The organism is Pseudomonas poae (assembly GCF_001439785.1).
GTDB lineage: Bacteria > Pseudomonadota > Gammaproteobacteria > Pseudomonadales > Pseudomonadaceae > Aquipseudomonas > Aquipseudomonas poae.
This window is the reverse complement of record NZ_JYLI01000004.1, coordinates 174,991-193,783: the sequence shown is the minus strand read 5'-3', so window position 1 is coordinate 193,783 and position 18,793 is coordinate 174,991. Positions and strand designations below refer to the sequence as shown.

Genomic DNA, 18,793 nt, shown 5'->3' with positions numbered 1-18,793 from the left:
CTGAAATTTCAGGCTTTAAATTACAAGTTGTCTTTGTACTTAATAAAAAGGGGCCTCGCTCCCGATAGCGGCGGGCAGTCAACTCAGGTACCGACTGACACACCCTCATCGGGAGCAAGCCACCTCCCCCTCTGGATCTTATGCGCTCGTGCGAGTGGGCAGGCGCTGATCAATCAGCTGATACAACGCGCTGCTTTCAGGCCAGTTGCGCATGAACCGCGCGCGGTCTCTGGCAAACGCCTGCGCAAAGCTGGCATCGGAGGTGTGTTGGCACATCGCATCCAGGTCGATCAGCGACCACCGATCCCCGGCCCAGAACAAGTTGTGGCCTTTGAAATCGCCATGGCTGATGCGCTCGCGGATCAGTTCGGCGAACAGTTGGTCGAGCGCCTGCAACTCGGCTTCGGGGGCGTCGCCGTTTTCCACGTAAGGCGCAAAGCGCTCAATGATGTCCGGTCCCGGCAGGTATTCCGTCACCAGGTAGGCCCGGCTGCGCAGCCAGAAAAAGCGTTTTTCCAGCACCGCCAACGGCTTGGGCGTGGCGATGCCGAGGAACGCCAGGCGGTTGCCCTCGCGCCAGGAATGCCAGGCGCGGCTTGGGCGCCAGAAGCGCTTGAGCCAATGGGCGAAGCCCTTGATGTTATAGCGCTTGATCACCAGCGGCCGGCCGGCCACTTCGACCCTGGCCACGCTGGCTGCGCCGCCGGTCTTGTACAGGTGCCCCTGATCCAGCAATGCGTCGGCCTGCTCCAGCACGGGCAACATCGCCGCTTCTTCTTCGCGACGAATCGCGCGCAAGCCAAAGGCGCCGCGCTGCACGCTGAACAGCGTGCACTCGCGGCCCACTTTGCCGAGGAAGTCCTTCAGGCGCCAGGCGCTGACCTTGCGCACCTGTTTTTCCAGCGCCTGCAGCGGCAATGCGTGCTCGCCGTTGCTCAGCAGGTAATACACCAGCAATTCTTCGGTAAACGGCTCAAGGTTCCTGGGCAACTGCGCAAAGAACACCCCGAGGTTTTCCAGCACGCGGTTGCGCGACAGCGGCTTGCCCGCCTCTTCAACCCGCACACCGGCACCGTCGATCAGGTACAGCGTGTCGCCCTGGCGCAGCAGATTGTCCAGGTGCAAATCTTGCTGCCACACGCCCTTGGCATGCATCTGCGCAATCGCGCCCAGGGCTTCGGCCAGCACCGCCGTCTGCTCATCGGCCAACGGCGGCAAGTCTTCGACCGCGCGCCAGGCGTCGGCCAAGCTTTGGGCGCCCTCGATAAATTCGAACAACAGCCAGCCGCCCTCGCCTTCCTGCAAGCCATCGGCGAGCAGCAGCGGCGTCGTCAGCCCTTGCTCGGCCAGCAGGCGCACACCGCTCAATTCACGCTGAAAGTGCCGCGCCGCCTTGCTGCCCACCAGCAACTTGGCCAGTACCGGGCGCCCCCGCCAAACCGCCGCGCCCACGTAGCGCTCGCCCGGCAACACGCGCAACAGGCTCAGCAGTTGCAATTGGCCAGTGCCGGCCGCATCCGCCAACTCGATGGTCAGCGGCAGGCTCGGACGGCGTCCGGCCTGTTTGAGTTCGGACAAACGCATCAGCGGTTCTCCTTGTGGCTGCGCCGCGCAGTGAGGCGCTGGTACCAGGTATCGACCAGCGCGCTGTCCTGCGGTTGCTCAAGATACGCCGCCAGCAGTTGCCGCACCTGGGTCTGCGACCACTGCGGCGCGCGGCGCAACAGCGGTTCCAGGTCCTTGACCCGGTCACGCCAGCCGAACAGCAACGGGCGGGTTTTCTCCAGGTCGATCAGTTGCGCGGCGCAACCGTCACCGGTCGCCTGCAAAAAAATATGCTTGGGGTAAAAACAGCCGTGCACCTGGCCCACGCTGTGCAACTGACGCGCCAGCCGACCGCAGGCCAGCAGGATCGCGTGGTGCTGGGCGTCGCTCAGTGACGACCATTGCTCCAGCAACGAGTCCAGGTCGTTCCAGCCATCCAGCGCACGCGTCAGCAGCATCGCGCGGCGTTCGCCCGCGACCTTGCGCTCGCCAAAAAACGCCGCCTGCAGTGCCGGGATGCCCAGCGCCCGATACCGGCTGATATTGCGAAACTCGCGGGCGAAGCTCGGCTCGCCCAACGGGCTGTGCAAGGTGCGTGTCAGATAATTGCTCTGGCGCTTGAGGTAGTAACCGTGGCCGTCGAGCTCCAGGCGAAACACGCTGCTCCAGCCGCCACGGCTGGTGTTCGGCTCGTCCACCGCGTCCAGTTGCTTGGCCCACAGGGCGTCGAAAGTGGCCAGGCCGTGGCGCTCAAGCAGAGCGCGGTCCTCGGCCGCCAGGAAGTCACTCATTCGCGTCCCTCGAAAAACTTCACCACGTGGCGAATCCGCAGTTTGTCCGACACCGTCAGGTGCGTGCGTTGGCGATATTGCATGTAAAAGCGCAGGCGCTGGGTGGCCGACAGGTGATACTTGGCCACTTTGTCCAGGCACGCCAGGTCCTTGGTGATGCGGTACTTGAGCCAGAAGCCGCGCCAGAAATCGCCATTGGGGCAGTCGATCAGGTACAGCGTGGCCTGGTCATCCACCAGCAGGTTGCGCCACTTCAAATCGTTATGGGTAAACCGGTGTTCGTGCATGGTGCGCGTGTATTCGGCGAGCTGGCGGCTGACCGCATTGACCCAGCGGGGATCCTTGAGGCGCGCGTCCTTGTGCTCGGCCAGCGCCGACAGATCTTCGGTCCTGGGCAGCTCACGGGTGATCATCGCCCCACGGTCGTAGGCCAGGCCGTTGCGCTCCAGGCCCCAGGCAACCACGTCGGCAGTGGGAATGCCCCACTTGGCGAAGCGCTTGAGGTTCTGCCACTCGGACTTCACCCGGGGCTTGCCCAGGTAGCGGCGCAAGCCTTTACCGGCACCGACGTAGCGCTTGACGTAGTAATTGACCCCGCCGCGTTCCACGCGGATCACTTCCGACAGCGGGTCGCGGGTCAGCCGTTCGCCCTGCAAGGCAAACACCGCCTCCAGGCTGCCGAAGTCATCCGCGAGGTTGGCGTACGCAGGCTCCAGGTTCCAACCCGCCATCAGAGCGCATCCCCGTAACGCTGCTTGCGGGCATACAGCTTGTCGGCCTTGCCTTGCAGCCACTGCAGCAAGGCGCTTTCTTCGGCCAGGATGCGGCGCAGCGGCTGCTGGAAATAGCCCTTGAGGAAACGCAATTTGTCGCGGCGGGTAAGGCCGATGTCCAGCGCCGAGAAGTACAGCGCGGCCAGGTCCTTGTTGCGCCAGCGATGGCTGATTCTGGCGCGGGTCTGCGCGCGGTGCAGGTCGATCACCGACAGCTTGAAATGCTCGGCGGTCACCGGCGTGTCGGTGTGCAGCAGGAAGTGACAGATATAGCAATCGCGATGGTTGACGCCGCCGCGATGCATCATGCCGGTCATGCGCGCCACTTCGGCGATCAGCGCGCGCTTCAAGCGCGGCTCGGGCGGCTGCTTGACCCAGTCGATGCTGAAATCTTCAAGACTGATGGTAGGCGCCAGCTCTTCGGTGATGATGAACGAGTGCTGATCGGCCGGGTTGCTGCCGCGCTCGCCATAGGCGACAGCGGTCATGGTCGGCACGCCGACTTCCTGCAGACGCTGGATCGCCAGCCACTCCTGGCCCGCGCCGAGTACCGGCAGCTTGGCGGTGACGAGGTTCTTGACGATCTCGCCCCAACCGATACCCCGGTGGATCTTCACAAAATAACCACGCCCCTCGACCTCGGTGCGCAGCGTGCGACGGGCTTCGAGTTCGCGGTACACCTCGCCCTCCAGACGCTCCACCTCGGCGAACGCATCGCGTCCGGCCCAGAGGCTCTTGAACGGTTCGGCAAGCATCAACTTCATGGTTTTGGCTCCGCCAGAATCACATCCGCCGCGTGCTGCGGCATGCTGTAGAGGTCGGCTGTCTCGGCATAGGCCAGCCCATTGCGGCCCCAGGCCGCGCGCTGTGCAGAATCGGTCAACATGCGGGCCAGGTACGCGTTGAGCTGGTTCTGTTCAAACGGCTCATCGAGCACCAGGCCACTGTCGGCTTCGGCGATGTAATGGGCGTAGCCACACACCGCCGACACCAGCACCGGCAGACCGGCCACCAGTGCTTCGAGCAACACGGTGCCGGTGTTTTCGTTGTACGCCGGGTGGATCAACAGGTCGGCGCCCAGCAGGAAGCGAGGGATATCGCTGCGTCCCTTGAGAAACTGCACATTGTCGCCCAGGCCAAGCGTGGCGCTCTGCAATTGGAATACTTTGGGGTCGTCCTGGCCGATTACAAACAGGCGCGTGCGTTTTTTCAGCTCGGCGGGCAATGCGGCCACGGCCTTGAGGCTGCGATCGACGCCCTTGGTCTTGAAGCCCGAGCCGATCTGCACCAGCAACAGGTCGTCATCGCCCAGGTTGAATTCCTGGCGAAAGCCTTCGCGAATCTCGGCCGCGTTCGGCGGCGCCCGGCGGTCCTGGGCAATGCCCGGCGGCAGCAGGTGAAAGCGCTCAAGCGGGGTGTCGTAGTGCTTGATAAAGAGCGGCTGCTGAACTTCGGAGATCATCAGCACTTCGGTCTTGGCATCTTTGGCGAACACGGCGCGCTCGTAGTCGGCAAAGTGCTTGTAGCGACCGAAATAGCGGTACAGCGAGTGACGCAGGTTTTGCGCCTTGTCTTCAAAGCAGCCATCGGCGGCGTAGTAAACGTCCAGGCCGGGCATCTTGTTGAAGCCGATCAGGCGGTCGACCGGGCGTTTGGCCAGGTCTGCCTCCATCCAGGCGCTGAGTTTTTCATTGCGCCGATGGTTGAAAAACGCCTTGACCGGCGCCACCAGCACCTCGAAGCCCGACGGGATATCGCCCTCCCAGATCAGCGTATAGACACGAATGGTGTGGCCGCGCTGCTGGCATTCCAGGGCGATGCGCATGAAGTCGCGCTGCAGGCCACCGAAGGGGAAGTATTTGTACAGAACAAATGCCAGTTGCATCAGTGCAGCTCCTCAGCCAGTAACAACGTGCTCAGTCGGCTTGCCACACGCTCAGGGTTCAGGCGCGTGAAGCACAGGGGCGACTCGCGCTGGATGTCGAACCGACGCACGTCGTCGGCCGTCGGTTGATAGGTACAGTGTTTTTGCAGGCAGGGTGCACACGGCCAGTCGCTGGCCAGGTGAATCTGGCCCTTGCCGTAGGCGCCGGTCAGGCCCGGATTGGTGGGGCCGAACAGGGAAATGGTCGGCACGTCCAGCGCCGCGGCGAGGTGGCCGAGGCCGGTGTCGACCGCCACGCAGGCGCGGGCGCCGGCCAATACGCGGGCAACGCCGGCCAGGTTGAGTTTGGGCAGCACCTGGGCGTTGCTCAAGCCTTGGGCCAGGCGTTCGGCGCGGGCTTTTTCGTCGGCATTGCCCCAGGGCAGTTTCACGTCCACACCCAGGCGGCCCATGCGCTCGGCCAGCTCGCGCCAATAGGCTTCGGGCCAGTGCTTGGTGTCCCAGGTGGTGCCGTGTAACAGCAGGACAAAGGGTTTTTCCGGCGGCAGGCCGAGCAGTTTTTCCACACTCAGGCCGTAGTCGCCCAGGCCTTTGGGCAGGTCGTAGCCCAGGGCCACGGCGAACAGCTGGCGCAGCCGCTCCACCGCATGTTGCCCACGGGCCACGGCCAGGCGCCGCGAATAGAAACGCGCCGCCATGGGCTCACGGGCCGAGCTTTTATCGAACCCGGCAACGGGCGCACGCACGTAGCGGGTCAGCCAGGCGCTTTTAAGCAGGCCCTGGGCGTCGATGACCAGGTCGTATTTGGTCGACTGAAGGCTCTGTTTGAAGCGTCGCCACTCGCCGCTTTTGAGGGTTTGCCAGATATTCTTGCGCCAGCGGCGAATCGCCACCGGAATCACCTTGTCGACCGCCGGGTGCCAGGTGGGGATTTCGGCAAAGCCTTCTTCCACCACCCAGTCGAACCGGATGCCGGGGATCGCCCGCGCCGCATCGGTGAGTGCCGGCAACGCATGGATCACGTCGCCCAGGGATGAGGTCTTGATTACCAGTACCCGCAACTCAGTGAACCTCGACCACGTCGCCCTGCAACCGCTGCAGCGCATCGGTCACCGGCTGGGGCAGTAATTGGCGCAGGCAGTTGTAGTGGCCAAACCGGCAGGTGCGTTCAAAGCACGGGCTGCATTCCAGGCCCAGGCGCACCACTTCGACCTTGTCGGCCAACGGCGGCGTAAAGCCCGGCGAGGTGGAGCCGTACACCGCCACCAGCGGACGGTTCAGCGCGGCGGCCACGTGCATCAGCCCGGAGTCGTTGGACACCACCGAATCGGCGCAGGAGAGCAAGTCGATCGCCTCGGCCAGCGAGGTCTCGCCGCTCAGGTTCACCGCTTCTTCGCGCAGGCCTGGGATCAGGCGCTGGCGGATGTCTTCGCCCACCGAATGATCGTTTTTCGAACCGAACAGCCACACCTGCCACCCTTCGCGAATCTTCGTCTCGGCGACTTTGGCGTAATGCTCCGACGGCCAGCGCTTGGACTCGCCAAACTCCGCCCCCGGGCACAGCGCCAGCACCGGGCGATCCAACTGCAGGCCGAACTTGGTCAGCGCGGCGTCACGGGTCAGCGGGTCGATTTGCAGGCTCGGCCGTGGGTACGGCGTGGGCAGCTCGGCGCCCGGCGCATAGGCCAGGGCCATGAAGCGCTCGATCATCAGCGGGTAGCGTGTTTTGTCGAGGGTGCGCACATCGTTGAGCAGCACATAACGAAACTCGCCGCGCCAGCCGGTGCGCTTGGGGATGCCGGCAAAATAGGGCACCAGCGCCGACTTGAGCGAGTTGGGCAGCAGGATCGCCTGGTCGTACCGGCCGGCCAGGGACTTGCCGATACGCCGGCGCGTCGCCAGCTCAAGCGCACCGTGGCCGAGCGGAAAACTCAAGGCCTGGCGCACTTCAGGCATACGCTCAAGGATCGGTCGGCTCCACTCGGGGGCGAGCACGTCGATCTGGCAGTCTGGATGGCGCTGGCGCAGGCACTGGAACAGTGTCTGTGCCATCACCATGTCACCGACCCAACTGGGCCCAACGATCAGAATATTCATGTAGTTTCCACAAACGATACGGGGAGGCTTATGCCTCCCCGCCTCGACAATGATTGTAGATCGCGCTTTTTGTGGGAGCTGGCTTGCCTGCGATGGCATCGCTTCGGTATGGCTGAAGTACCGAGGCGCCTGCATCGCGGGCAAGCCCGGCTCCCACATAAAGCCGATTTCCAGATTAAATTGGAGCCACTTAATTAATCAGCTTAACCCCAGTTCATTCCAGATCCGCATCACCTGGCGCCGTTCGTCGGCGAACTGATCCCCGGCTACCGTGCCGGCCTCGTTTTGCAAGGCCTGGCGGTGTGCGGCAGAACGGTAGGCCTTGTACACCTCACGCAACAGATGGGCATCGGCGGCGGGCATCAGCCCGACCTGCTCCAGGCCCTCCAGAATGCGGATATTGTCGGTGAAGCGCAGCAACGAAGGATGTTGCGCAGACCACGCCAAAGCCGCGTATTGCACCATAAATTCAATATCGACGATACCTCCGGCGTCCTGCTTGAGGTCGAACACGGCCGTAGCCTCGAAGGCATTGGCGCCGGTACCGGCCGTGGTGGCCTTGGTGCCGAGGTTGTCGCGCATCCTGGCGCGCATCTCGCTGACCTCCTGGCGCAGCTTGGCCAAGTCGCGCTCACGCCCCAGCACTTTCGCCCGTACCTGCTCGAATGCCTGGCCCACATCCTGGCTGCCCACCAGCACCCGCGCGCGGATCAGGGCCTGATGTTCCCATGTCCAGGCTTCATTTTGTTGATAGCGGTCGAATGCCCCCAGCGAACTGACCAATAGCCCGGACGCGCCGGACGGTCGCAGGCGCATGTCCACTTCGTACAGCTGGCCGGAGTTGGTCTGGGTGGTCAGCAGGTGAATGATGCGCTGGCCCAGGCGCGTGAAGAACTGCGCACCATCGATTGGCTTGGCGCCGTCGGTTTCGGCATGGGGGTCGCCATCGTGGATAAACACCAGGTCCAGGTCCGAGCCATGGCCCAGTTCGATGCCGCCAACCTTGCCATACCCGACGATGATGAACCCCGGATTGCACAGGCTGCCATCCAGCCGCTGCGGCGAGCCGTGGCGCGCGACCGTCTGGCGCCAGGCCAGAGCCAGCACTTGTTCGAGAATGGCTTCGGCGAGCCAGGTGAGGTAGTCGCTGACCTTCATCAACGGCAGGCTGCCAGCGATTTCCGAGGCCGCCACGCGCAGGCGGTGGGCGAGTTTGAAGTGGCGCAGGGCTTCCATCTGCTGCTCGAGGTCGTCCTCGGGGATACGCGTGAGGCGCTCGCGCAGCTCGGCGGCCAACTCCGGCGCCAGCGGCGGTTTGAACAGGCGGCCTTCGTTGAGCAATTCATCCAGCAGCAGCGGGAAGCGCGTGATTTGCTCGGCGATCCACGGGCTGGCGGCGCACAGGGTCAGCAAGCGGCGCAGGGCGTCGGGGTTTTCGGTGAGCAGCACCAGGTAGGCCGAACGGCGGGCGACGGCTTCCACCAGCGGCAATACCCGCTCCATCACCAGGTCCGGGTTGGCGTGTTCCACGGCCTGGGCCAGCAGGCGCGGAATAAAGGCATCCAGGCGCTCGCGCCCCAGACGCTGCATGGCGCGCAATTGCGGGCTGCTGCGCAGGCTGGCGAGGGCCTTGAGCGCCTTGGGTGCATCGGTAAAGCCGCCTTCGGCCAGTTGGCGGCAGGCCGCATCGTCATCCTGGGATTCTTCCCATAATGGCAACCACTCACCGCCCACGACCAACTCGCTTTCTTCGCCCTCCTCCTCATCCGGATCGGCAATCACCTGGCGGAAGTGCCAGTCCACGCGGCCACGCCAGTGCATCAGGCGCTCGTGAAACGCCGTCCAGTCGGCAAAGCCGAGCATAAAGGCAATGCGCGCCTGGTCTTCCGGGCTATCGGGAAGCATCTGCGTCTGACGGTCGGCAATCGCCTGGATGGCGTGTTCGGTGTAGCGCAGGAATTCGTAGCCATTGCGCAACTCGGCAATCACCGCCGGCGGCAGATAACCCTGGCCTTCGAGAGTGCCCAGCACGTTGAGCAGTGGCCGCTGTTGCAGGCTCAGGTCGCGGCCACCGTGAATGAGCTGGAACGCCTGGGCGATAAATTCCACTTCGCGAATGCCGCCCGAACCCAGCTTGATGTTTTCGGCCATGCCCTTGCGCCGCACTTCCTGCTGGATCAACTGCTTCATGGTGCGCAGCGCTTCGATGGCCGAAAAATCCAGGTAACGGCGGTAGACGAACGGTCGCAGCATATCCAGCAGCAGCGCACCGGCCACCTGATCGCCCGCCACCACCCGCGCCTTGATCATCGCGTAGCGCTCCCAGTCGCGACCCTGGTCCTGGTAATACTGCTCCAGCGCGTTGAAGCTCAGCACCAGCGCGCCGGCGGAACCGTAGGGGCGCAGGCGCATGTCGACGCGAAAGACAAAGCCATCGACGGTCATCGGGTCCAGCGCCTTGATCAGTTTTTGACCAAGACGGATGAAAAACTCCTGATTGTCCAGCGAGCGCTTCACCCCCACCGTCTCGCCACCTTCGGGGTAGGCGAAGATCAGGTCGATATCCGACGACAGGTTAAGCTCCATTGCGCCGAGCTTGCCCATGCCGAGGATGACCATGTGCTGGGCGTCGCCGCTGCGTCGCCCCGTGGGCGTGCCGAACTGCACGCAGTGGCGCTGGTACAACCACTGATAGGCCTGGTCGATGCAGGCGTCGGCCATGTCGGAGAGGTCGCGGCAGGTTTGCACCAGGTCGGCCTGGCGGGTCAGGTCGCGCCAGATGATGCGCACTTGCTGGCGCGTACGCTGGCGCCGCAGCAAACGGCCCAGTTCATCTTCCGTCTGCGCCTGTTGCACAGCGCCGGCGATCTGGCTGCACAGCTCGCCCGGCGCAAAGCCGCGATCCAGCTCGCCCCAGGCCACCAACTCAAGCAACATCAAAGGGTCACGAACGCTCTGTTCAATGACAAAATCACTGGCGGCGCACACACGGGTAAACGCTGCCCACCGTTGCGGCGTCCACGCACACAGTCCATTATCGTCATCCAGCGCGGCCACGGCGTCACGAAATGACTGCTCGGCCCGCTGGGCAAATGGCAAGAGAATGGCAGGCAGTTCGGCCAGCGTTGGAAGGCTCATGGTCTATCCTTGATCGGCGTGTAAACGGCCTGTAGAGGTGAGCGCATGAACCGCTCCCGTTGAAGAACTGTCGAACAAAAGTTAGAAATAGCTGAAATTAAATCAATCTTGGCAGGTAACATCAAACTTGAACCTTTTCTTGTTCGCAAAAGATCAACATTAACGATTATGCTCACCAGCCAGACCGAGCCATACGCTCGGTCTTGTGTAGTTTTACTACTCGTATATACATTCGAAAGGCTGAAATGGCCGCCGATTTGTAGTAAAACTACAGGACGCCGAAGCAACCTTCGGCCATCCAAGAATTTATGTCGTCTGCCCACAAGGCCAGTCGCAAACTTCAGGCAACCGATTCTGGTAGCCTTTCCGCCCTGGAGCAAGCCATGCAAGACCTCGATCCCGTCGAAACCCAGGAATGGCTGGACGCCCTGGAATCGGTTCTCGACAAAGAAGGCGAAGACCGTGCTCATTACCTGATGACCCGCATGGGCGAACTCGCGACCCGCAGCGGCTCGCAGTTGCCTTACGCCATCACCACGCCATACCGCAACACCATCCCCGTTACCCACGAAGCACGCATGCCTGGCGACCTGTTCATGGAACGCCGCATTCGCTCGCTGGTACGCTGGAACGCCATGGCGATGGTAATGCGCACGAACTTGAAAGATTCGGACCTGGGCGGTCACATCTCCAGCTTCGCTTCCAGCGCAACCCTGTATGACATCGGCTTCAACTACTTCTTCCAGGCCCCGACCGACGAACACGGCGGCGACCTGATCTACTTCCAGGGCCACACTTCCCCAGGCGTTTACGCCCGTGCGTTCATGGAAGGCCGCATCAGCGAAGAGCAAATGAACAACTTCCGCCAGGAAGTCGACGGTCAGGGCCTGTCGTCCTACCCGCACCCTTGGCTGATGCCTGATTTCTGGCAGTTCCCGACCGTTTCCATGGGTCTGGGCCCGATCCAGGCAATCTACCAGGCACGCTTCATGAAGTACCTGGAAGCCCGTGGTTTCATCCCGGAAGGCAAGCAGAAGGTCTGGTGCTTCCTGGGCGACGGCGAGTGCGACGAGCCGGAATCCCTCGGCGCCATCTCCCTGGCCGGCCGCGAGAAGCTCGACAACCTGATCTTCGTCATCAACTGCAACCTGCAGCGCCTCGACGGTCCGGTTCGCGGCAACGCCAAGATCATCCAGGAACTCGAAGGCGTGTTCCGTGGCGCTCACTGGAACGTCACCAAAGTCATCTGGGGCCGTTTCTGGGACCCACTGCTGGCCAAGGACGTCGACGGTATCCTGCAACGTCGCATGGACGAAGTCATCGACGGCGAGTACCAGAACTACAAGGCCAAAGACGGCGCGTTCGTGCGTGAACACTTCTTCAACACGCCTGAACTCAAGGCGATGGTTGCCGACCTGTCCGACGACGAGATCTGGAAACTCAACCGTGGCGGTCACGACCCGTACAAGGTCTACGCGGCGTACCACGAAGCGGTCAACCACAAAGAGCAGCCTACCGTCATCCTGGCCAAGACCATCAAGGGTTATGGCACCGGTGCCGGCGAAGCGAAGAACACCGCGCACAACACCAAGAAAGTCGATGTCGACAGCCTGAAGCTGTTCCGCGACCGTTTCGACATTCCGGTCAAGGACGAAGAGCTGGAGAACCTGCCGTTCTTCAAGCCTGAGCCAAACAGTGCCGAAGCCCGCTACCTCAGCGAGCGTCGCACCGCACTGGGCGGTTTCGTGCCGCAGCGCCGCGCCAAATCGTTCGATATTCCTACACCGCCACTGGATACCCTCAAGGCTATCCTGGACGGTTCGGGCGACCGTGAAATTTCCACCACCATGGCCTTCGTGCGCATCCTCGCGCAACTGGTCAAGGACAAGGAAATCGGTTCGCGCATCGTCCCGATCATCCCGGACGAAGCCCGTACCTTCGGTATGGAAGGCATGTTCCGTCAGCTGGGCATCTACTCCTCGGTCGGCCAGCTCTACGAGCCAGTCGATAAAGACCAGGTGATGTTCTACAAGGAAGACAAGAAGGGCCAGATCCTCGAAGAAGGCATCAACGAAGCGGGCGCCATGAGCTCCTTCATCGCTGCCGGTACTTCGTACTCCAGCCACAACCAGCCGATGCTGCCGTTCTACATCTTCTACTCGATGTTCGGTTTCCAGCGTATCGGCGACCTGGCATGGGCAGCCGGCGACAGCCGTACCCGTGGTTTCCTGATCGGCGGCACCGCTGGTCGTACCACGCTGAACGGCGAAGGCCTGCAACACGAAGACGGTCACAGCCACATCCTGGCGGCCACTATCCCGAACTGCCGCACCTTTGACCCAACCTACGGCTACGAGCTGGCGGTGATCATTCAGGACGGCATGAAGAAGATGACCGAGCAGCAGCAGGACGTTTTCTACTACATCACCGTGATGAACGAGTCCTACCAGCAGCCTGCGATGCCGGCTGGCGTGGAAGAAGGCATCATCAAGGGCATGTACCTGCTCGAAGAAGACACCAGGGAAGCGGCACACCACGTACAGCTGATGGGCTCCGGCACCATCCTGCGTGAAGTGCGCGAAGCGGCGAAGATCCTGCGTGACGAATTCAACGTCGGCGCCGACGTGTGGAGCGTTACCAGCTTCAACGAACTGCGTCGCGACGGCCTGGCCGTGGAGCGCAACAACCGCCTGCACCCTGGTCAGAAGCCTGCATTGAGCTACGTCGAAGAATGCCTGGCCGGCCGCAAGGGTCCAGTGATTGCCTCTACCGACTACATGAAGCTGTTTGCCGAACAGATTCGCCAGTGGGTCCCGTCCAAGGAATTCAAAGTCCTGGGCACCGACGGTTTCGGCCGCAGTGACAGCCGCAAGAAGCTGCGTCACTTCTTCGAAGTCGACCGTCACTTCGTGGTGTTGGCAGCCCTGGAAGCCTTGGCTGACCGTGGTGAGATCGAACCCAAGGTGGTGGCTGACGCCATCGTCAAGTTCGGGATCAACCCGGAAAAACGCAACCCACTGGACTGCTGAGGAGACTTTTTGTGAGCGAACTCATTCGCGTACCTGACATCGGCAGCGGTGAAGGTGAAGTAATCGAGCTGTTTGTGAAGGTCGGCGACACCGTCGAAGCCGACCAGAGCATCCTGACCCTCGAATCGGACAAGGCGAGCATGGAAATCCCTGCTCCCAAGGCCGGCGTGGTCAAAAGCCTGAAAGTGAAGCTGGGCGATCGCCTGAAAGAAGGCGACGAACTGCTGGAGCTGGAAATCGAAGGTGCTGCCGATGCAGCCCCTGCGGCCAAGGCTGAAGCCGCTGCCGCGCCCGCGCCTGCCGTTGAAAAACCTGCCGCCGCCGAAGCCCCTGCGGCTCCGGCTGCTGCACCGGCAGAAGCCACGGTCCAGGACATTCACGTCCCGGACATCGGTTCGTCGGGCAAGGCCAAGATCATCGAGCTGCTGGTCAAGGTCGGCGACACCGTCGAAGCCGACCAGTCGCTGATCACCCTGGAGTCCGACAAGGCATCCATGGAAATCCCATCGCCGGCTGCCGGCGTAGTGGAAAGCATCGCGGTCAAGCTGGAAGATGAAGTCGGCACTGGCGACTTCATCCTCAAGTTGAAAGTACAAGGCGCTGCGTCGGCTGCCGCTCCAGCACCCGCTGCTGCTCCGGCTGCTGCAAAGGCTGAAGCTGCTCCGGCTGCCCCTGCCGCAGCCCCTGCTGCAAAAGCCGAGGCCGCACCGGCCCCTGCTGCTGCCGCACCTGCGCCAAGCGGCGCCAAGGTTCACGCCGGTCCGGCGGTACGCCAGTTGGCCCGTGAATTCGGCGTTGAGCTGAACGCTGTGTCGGCCACCGGCCCGCACGGTCGCGTGCTCAAGGAAGACGTGCAGGTGTACGTCAAGGCCATGATGCAGAAGGCCAAGGAAGCTCCGGCTGCCGGCGCTGCGACTGGCGGCGCGGGCATTCCACCGATTCCGGTCGTGGACTTCAGCCGCTTCGGCGAAACCGAAGAAGTGCCGATGACTCGCCTGATGCAAATCGGCGCGTCGAGCCTGCACCGCAGCTGGCTGAACATCCCGCACGTGACCCAGTTCGACCAGGCCGACATCACCGACCTCGAAGCTTTCCGCGTTGCGCAGAAAGCCGTGGCCGAGAAAGCCGGCGTCAAGCTGACCGTGCTGCCACTGCTGCTCAAGGCCTGCGCGCACCTGCTCAAGGAGCTGCCGGACTTCAACAGTTCGCTGGCGCCAAGCGGCAAGGCGATCATTCGCAAGAAGTACGTGCACGTAGGTTTTGCGGTTGATACCCCGGATGGCCTGCTGGTGCCTGTGATCAAGAACGTTGATCAGAAGAGCCTGTTGCAGCTTGCCGCCGAGGCTGCTGCGCTGGCTGCCAAGGCCCGTGACAAGAAGCTCACCGCAGATGACATGCAGGGCGCCTGCTTCACCATCTCAAGCCTGGGTCACATTGGCGGCACTGGCTTCACGCCAATCGTCAACGCGCCGGAAGTGGCGATCCTTGGCGTATCCAAGGCGACCATCCAGCCGGTGTGGGACGGCAAAACGTTCCAGCCCAAGCTGATGCTGCCGCTGTCGCTGTCCTACGATCACCGCGTGATCAACGGTGCTGCGGCTGCGCGCTTCACCCAGCGTCTGAGCCAGTTGCTGAACGACATTCGCACCATCCTGCTGTAAGCATCACCCGGTCGACCCTTCATCGGGGAAGCCGGGTTGCACCGATTTTCGAGCGCCACGCTCGTACCTCAACCCCGCCACATGGCGGGGCTTTTTTTGCGCGGATGCCACACAGGCAACGAGCTTGGGGACAGGTTTGTACACCTTTGATCAATCCGACTGCAGAAATCCCCCAGCCGGCCGATAACAGCCTTATAGCACTTAGCCTTCATCCTCTCTTGTCAGCCTGTGCTGCATGATGCAACCTTGCCACAAGCAACAGTAAAGAGGGCGTGAGCCCGGCGCCAAGTGCGTTATTTCAAGTGAGCTTCCCCATGAAAAGCCAGCCCGATGTCGCCCGTACGGCGACCGAGGTAGTGACGCAATTACCCGTGCCTTCGCGCCTGGGCATGCTGCGTTTCGAGCGGCTGAATGAGGCAAGCTGGGCCCTGCTGTACCTCGACCCCAACTGCGAACGCCAATTCGGCCTCTCGGCGGTGGAACTGTGCGCCATGCTCGGCACGCCCTACGCCAGCCTGATGGAGCCACAGGCGCGCTATCAGCTGCACGATGCCATCCAGCAGCAGTTGAGCCAGAGCCCTCACTATCTGGTGCGCTATACCCTGCACACCAACGATGGCCCGCTGAACCTGCTGGAAATGGGCGAGGCCTACAAACAGCACAATCGTCACCTGCTGCGCGGCTACCTGATGGTCGTGGAGGGCCTGTTCAACGAGCTGCCCTCCACCGCTCCGGCCGCCGACCTGGAAAGCCAGAACAGCCGCCTGCAAATTGCCCTGGAGCTGAACCAGCGCGCGCAACAGGAACAACTGCAACACCTTGAGCGAGTGCGCGCCCAGCAGGAGCTGATCCTGCTGCTGGCCCGCCAGCGCTACACCACCTCCAACTCGCTGCAGGAAGCCGCCGAGCTGATCACCCGCAGCGCCTGCGATATCTACCAGATCGATTTCGCCAGCATCTGGAACCTTGAAGGCAAACGCTTGGTGCCGATCTCGGCGTACAACCATGTCGACGAGCGCCACCATCTGCCTGATCCGATTGATGCCAGTGACTTCCCCGATTACCTGGAGGCCCTGCACACCAGCCGCGCCATCGACGCCAGCAACGCCATGCGCGACCCACGCACCCGGGAAATGGCCGAGACCCTGCGCGCCAACGACACTTACGCCATGCTCGACGCGAGCATTCGCGTGGATGGCCAGGTGGTCGGCGTGTTGTGCCTGGAACAGGGCGGCAGCCCGCGCGCCTGGCAGTCCGATGAAATCGCGTTTGCCGGCGAGCTGGCGGACCAGTTCGCCCAGGTCATCAACAACCACAACCGGCGCACCGCCACCAGCGCACTGCACCTGTTCCAGCGTGCGGTGGAGCAAAGCGCGAATGCCTTTCTGCTGGTCAATTGCGACGGCGTGGTGGAGTACGTCAACCCCAGTTTTACCGCGATCACCCAGTACAGCACCGAAGAGGTCCATGGCCATCGCCTGGCGCAGTTGCCGGCCCTGGAAAACCTCAGTGAGCTGCTGTTCGACGCGCCCTCGGCCCTGGCCAAAAGCAACAGCTGGCAGGGCGAATTCAAGAGCCGGCGCAAGAACCTGGAACCCTACTGGGGCCAGCTGTCGATTTCCAAGGTGTACGGCGACAACCGTGAGCTGACCCATTACATCGGCATCTACGAAGACATCACCCAGACCAAGCTGGCCCAGCAGCGTATCGAGCGCCTGGCCTACACCGACAACCTGACCAACCTGGGCAACCGTCCAGCGTTCATCCGCAACCTCGATGAACGTTTTGCCCGCGACAGCGACAGTCCGATCAGCCTGCTGTTGGTGGATATCGATAATTTCAAGCGCATCAACGACAGCCTCGGCCACCAGACGGGCGACAAGCTGTTGATCAGCCTCGCCCGGCGCCTGCGCAACAGCCTGAGCACCGGCGGTAGCCTGGCGCGCTTTGCCAGCAACGAATTTGCGGTGCTGCTTGACGACACCGATCTTGAGAGCGGCCAGCAGGTCGCCAGCCAGTTGCTCGCCACGCTCGACAAGCCGATGTTCGTCGACAACCAGTTGATCAGCGTCACCGGCTCCGTGGGCCTGGCCTGCGCGCCGTTGCATGGCCGCGACCCGCAGACCCTGATGCGTAACGCCGGCCTGGCCCTGCACAAGGCCAAGGCCAACGGCAAACACCAGGTGCAGGTGTTCACCGAGGCACTGAATGCCGAGGCCAGCTATAAGTTGTTCGTGGAAAACAACCTGCGCCGCGCGCTGACGCAAAACGAGCTGGACGTGTTCTATCAGCCCAAGCTGTGCCTGCGCAGCGGCCGCCTGCTGGGCATGGAAGCGTTGCTGCGCTGGAACCACCCGGAAAAGGGCATGATCCGCCCCGACCAGTTCATCAGCGTGGCCGAAGAAACCGGCTTGATCATCCCTATCGGCAAATGGATCGCGCGCCAGGCCTGCCGCATGAGCAAGCGACTGAGCGCCGCCGGCATGGGCAACCTGCAGGTGGCGATCAACCTATCGCCCAAACAGTTCTCCGACCCGGACCTGGTGGCCTCCATCGCCAGCATCCTCAAGGAAGAAGAACTGCCGGCCAACCTGCTGGAGCTGGAACTCACCGAAGGCCTGCTGCTGGAGGCCACCGAAGACACGCGCCGGCAACTGGACCAGTTGAAAAGCTTCGGCCTGACCCTGGCCATGGACGACTTCGGCACCGGCTATTCGTCGCTGAGCTACCTGAAAAAATTCCCCATCGACATCATCAAGATCGACCGCAGCTTTATCCACGAAATCCCCGACAACCAGGACGACATGGAAATCACCTCCGCCGTGATCGCCATGGCCCACAACCTGAAGCTCAAGGTGGTGGCCGAAGGCATCGAGACCGCCGAGCAACTGGCGTTCCTGCGCCGGCACCGTTGCGACGTGGGACAGGGATACCTGTTCGACCGGCCGATTCCGGGCTCCGAGCTGCTCGAGAAGCTCAAGCGCTACCCACGCGGGCCAATCGCCTGACAGCGCTGTAACACTCGGGCACACTGGCGGTCCGATTCTTATCCAACTCAATCTGACTGAGAGGACTGATCATGGTCTTGCGCTCGGAAATTCTGGTGAACAAAAACGTGCTGCCCACTCAAGAACAAGCGTTGCCTGGCCGTGAAACGCCAATGAACCTGCCAGAAACGCACTTCGTCAACGGCAACCCGCTGTTGGGCCCGTTCGTCGACGACGTTGGCTTTGCGATCTTCGGCCTCGGCTGTTTCTGGGGCGCCGAGCGCAAGTTCTGGGAACGCGACGGCGTGGTCAGCACCGTGGTGGGCTACGCCGGCGGCTACACGCCGAACCCGACTTACGAAGAAGTGTGCTCAGGCCTCACCGGCCACAGCGAAGTGGTGCTGGTGGTGTACGACCAGGCCAAAGTGAATTATGAAGACTTGTTGAAGATGTTCTGGGAATTGCACAACCCGACCCAGGGCATGCGCCAAGGCAACGACATCGGCACCCAATACCGTTCGGTGATCTACGCCACCACGCCGGAACAACTGGCAGCGGCGCACGCCAGTGCCCAGGCGTATCAGCAGGAACTGACCAAGGCCGGCCTGGGCGAAATCACCACGCAAATTGCAGAAGCGCCCACGGTGTATTTCGCCGAGGCGTATCACCAGCAATACCTGGCGAAGAACCCGCAAGGCTACTGCGGCATCGGCGGCACAGGCGTGACCTGCCCGATCTAAGATGTGCGCAACTCAAATGTGGGAGCGGGCTTGCCCGCTCTTATCAAACACAAAATAACTTTTTGATTTAAAAACTGAAATTTCAGGAAGCCACATTCTTGTGGCGAGCAGGCTTGTCCTGCGTTGGGCTGCGCAGCAGTCCCAAAA

The 18,793-nt window shown here is 62.3% G+C and carries 12 protein-coding genes; 4 read left to right on the top strand and 8 right to left on the bottom strand.

The genetic code is table 11. The features are described 5' to 3' along the window. Positions 1-138 precede the first annotated feature (138 nt). The 8 genes from TU75_RS06300 to glnE form a co-directional block, all read right to left on the bottom strand. The gene (locus TU75_RS06300) at positions 139-1,584 is read right to left on the bottom strand and encodes a lipopolysaccharide kinase InaA family protein (RefSeq protein WP_060548467.1); all 1,446 of its coding nucleotides are present in this window, start codon (positions 1,582-1,584) and stop codon (positions 139-141) included. Next, on the bottom strand, positions 1,584-2,336 hold the full coding sequence (locus TU75_RS06295; RefSeq protein WP_060548466.1) for a lipopolysaccharide kinase InaA family protein: 753 nt from the start codon (positions 2,334-2,336) through the stop codon (positions 1,584-1,586). The genes TU75_RS06300 and TU75_RS06295 overlap by 1 nt, the downstream gene beginning before the upstream one ends. Beyond that, the gene (locus TU75_RS06290; RefSeq protein WP_003237212.1) at positions 2,333-3,067 is read right to left on the bottom strand and encodes a lipopolysaccharide kinase InaA family protein; all 735 of its coding nucleotides are present in this window, start codon (positions 3,065-3,067) and stop codon (positions 2,333-2,335) included. The genes TU75_RS06295 and TU75_RS06290 overlap by 4 nt, the downstream gene beginning before the upstream one ends. Further along, positions 3,067-3,873 carry a lipopolysaccharide core heptose(I) kinase RfaP gene (gene rfaP / locus TU75_RS06285; RefSeq protein ID WP_015373606.1) on the bottom strand — a complete coding sequence of 269 codons (807 nt, stop codon included), beginning with the start codon at positions 3,871-3,873 and terminating at the stop codon, positions 3,067-3,069. The genes TU75_RS06290 and rfaP overlap by 1 nt, the downstream gene beginning before the upstream one ends. Continuing rightward, complete coding sequence (locus TU75_RS06280) at positions 3,870-4,994, bottom strand: glycosyltransferase family 4 protein (RefSeq protein ID WP_060548465.1); 1,125 nt, start codon at positions 4,992-4,994, stop codon at positions 3,870-3,872. The genes rfaP and TU75_RS06280 overlap by 4 nt, the downstream gene beginning before the upstream one ends. Beyond that, positions 4,994-6,055, bottom strand: a complete 1,062-nt coding sequence (gene waaC, locus TU75_RS06275; protein WP_003237218.1) for a lipopolysaccharide heptosyltransferase I — start codon at positions 6,053-6,055, stop codon at positions 4,994-4,996. The genes TU75_RS06280 and waaC overlap by 1 nt, the downstream gene beginning before the upstream one ends. A 1-nt stretch (position 6,056) precedes the next feature. Next, the gene (gene waaF, locus TU75_RS06270; protein ID WP_015373604.1) at positions 6,057-7,091 is read right to left on the bottom strand and encodes a lipopolysaccharide heptosyltransferase II; all 1,035 of its coding nucleotides are present in this window, start codon (positions 7,089-7,091) and stop codon (positions 6,057-6,059) included. 198 nt (positions 7,092-7,289) lie between these two features. Then, positions 7,290-10,229 carry a bifunctional [glutamate--ammonia ligase]-adenylyl-L-tyrosine phosphorylase/[glutamate--ammonia-ligase] adenylyltransferase gene (glnE, locus tag TU75_RS06265; RefSeq protein WP_060548464.1) on the bottom strand — a complete coding sequence of 980 codons (2,940 nt, stop codon included), beginning with the start codon at positions 10,227-10,229 and terminating at the stop codon, positions 7,290-7,292. 383 nt (positions 10,230-10,612) lie between these two features. Between glnE and aceE the strand changes: the two genes are divergently transcribed. From aceE to msrA, 4 genes are all read left to right on the top strand, one after another. Beyond that, the gene (gene aceE, locus TU75_RS06260) at positions 10,613-13,258 is read left to right on the top strand and encodes a pyruvate dehydrogenase (acetyl-transferring), homodimeric type (protein WP_060548463.1); all 2,646 of its coding nucleotides are present in this window, start codon (positions 10,613-10,615) and stop codon (positions 13,256-13,258) included. An 11-nt stretch (positions 13,259-13,269) separates the two neighbouring features. Then, a complete protein-coding gene (aceF, locus tag TU75_RS06255) occupies positions 13,270-14,919 on the top strand; it encodes a dihydrolipoyllysine-residue acetyltransferase (protein WP_060548462.1) in 1,650 nt (549 codons plus the stop codon). Positions 14,920-15,233: 314 nt separating this feature from the next. Continuing rightward, positions 15,234-17,927, top strand: a complete 2,694-nt coding sequence (locus TU75_RS06250) for a putative bifunctional diguanylate cyclase/phosphodiesterase (protein ID WP_060548461.1) — start codon at positions 15,234-15,236, stop codon at positions 17,925-17,927. Between the two features lie 71 nt (positions 17,928-17,998). Further along, positions 17,999-18,646, top strand: coding sequence for a peptide-methionine (S)-S-oxide reductase MsrA (gene msrA / locus TU75_RS06245; protein WP_015373601.1), 648 nt, complete (start codon positions 17,999-18,001; stop codon positions 18,644-18,646). Positions 18,647-18,793 lie beyond the last annotated feature (147 nt).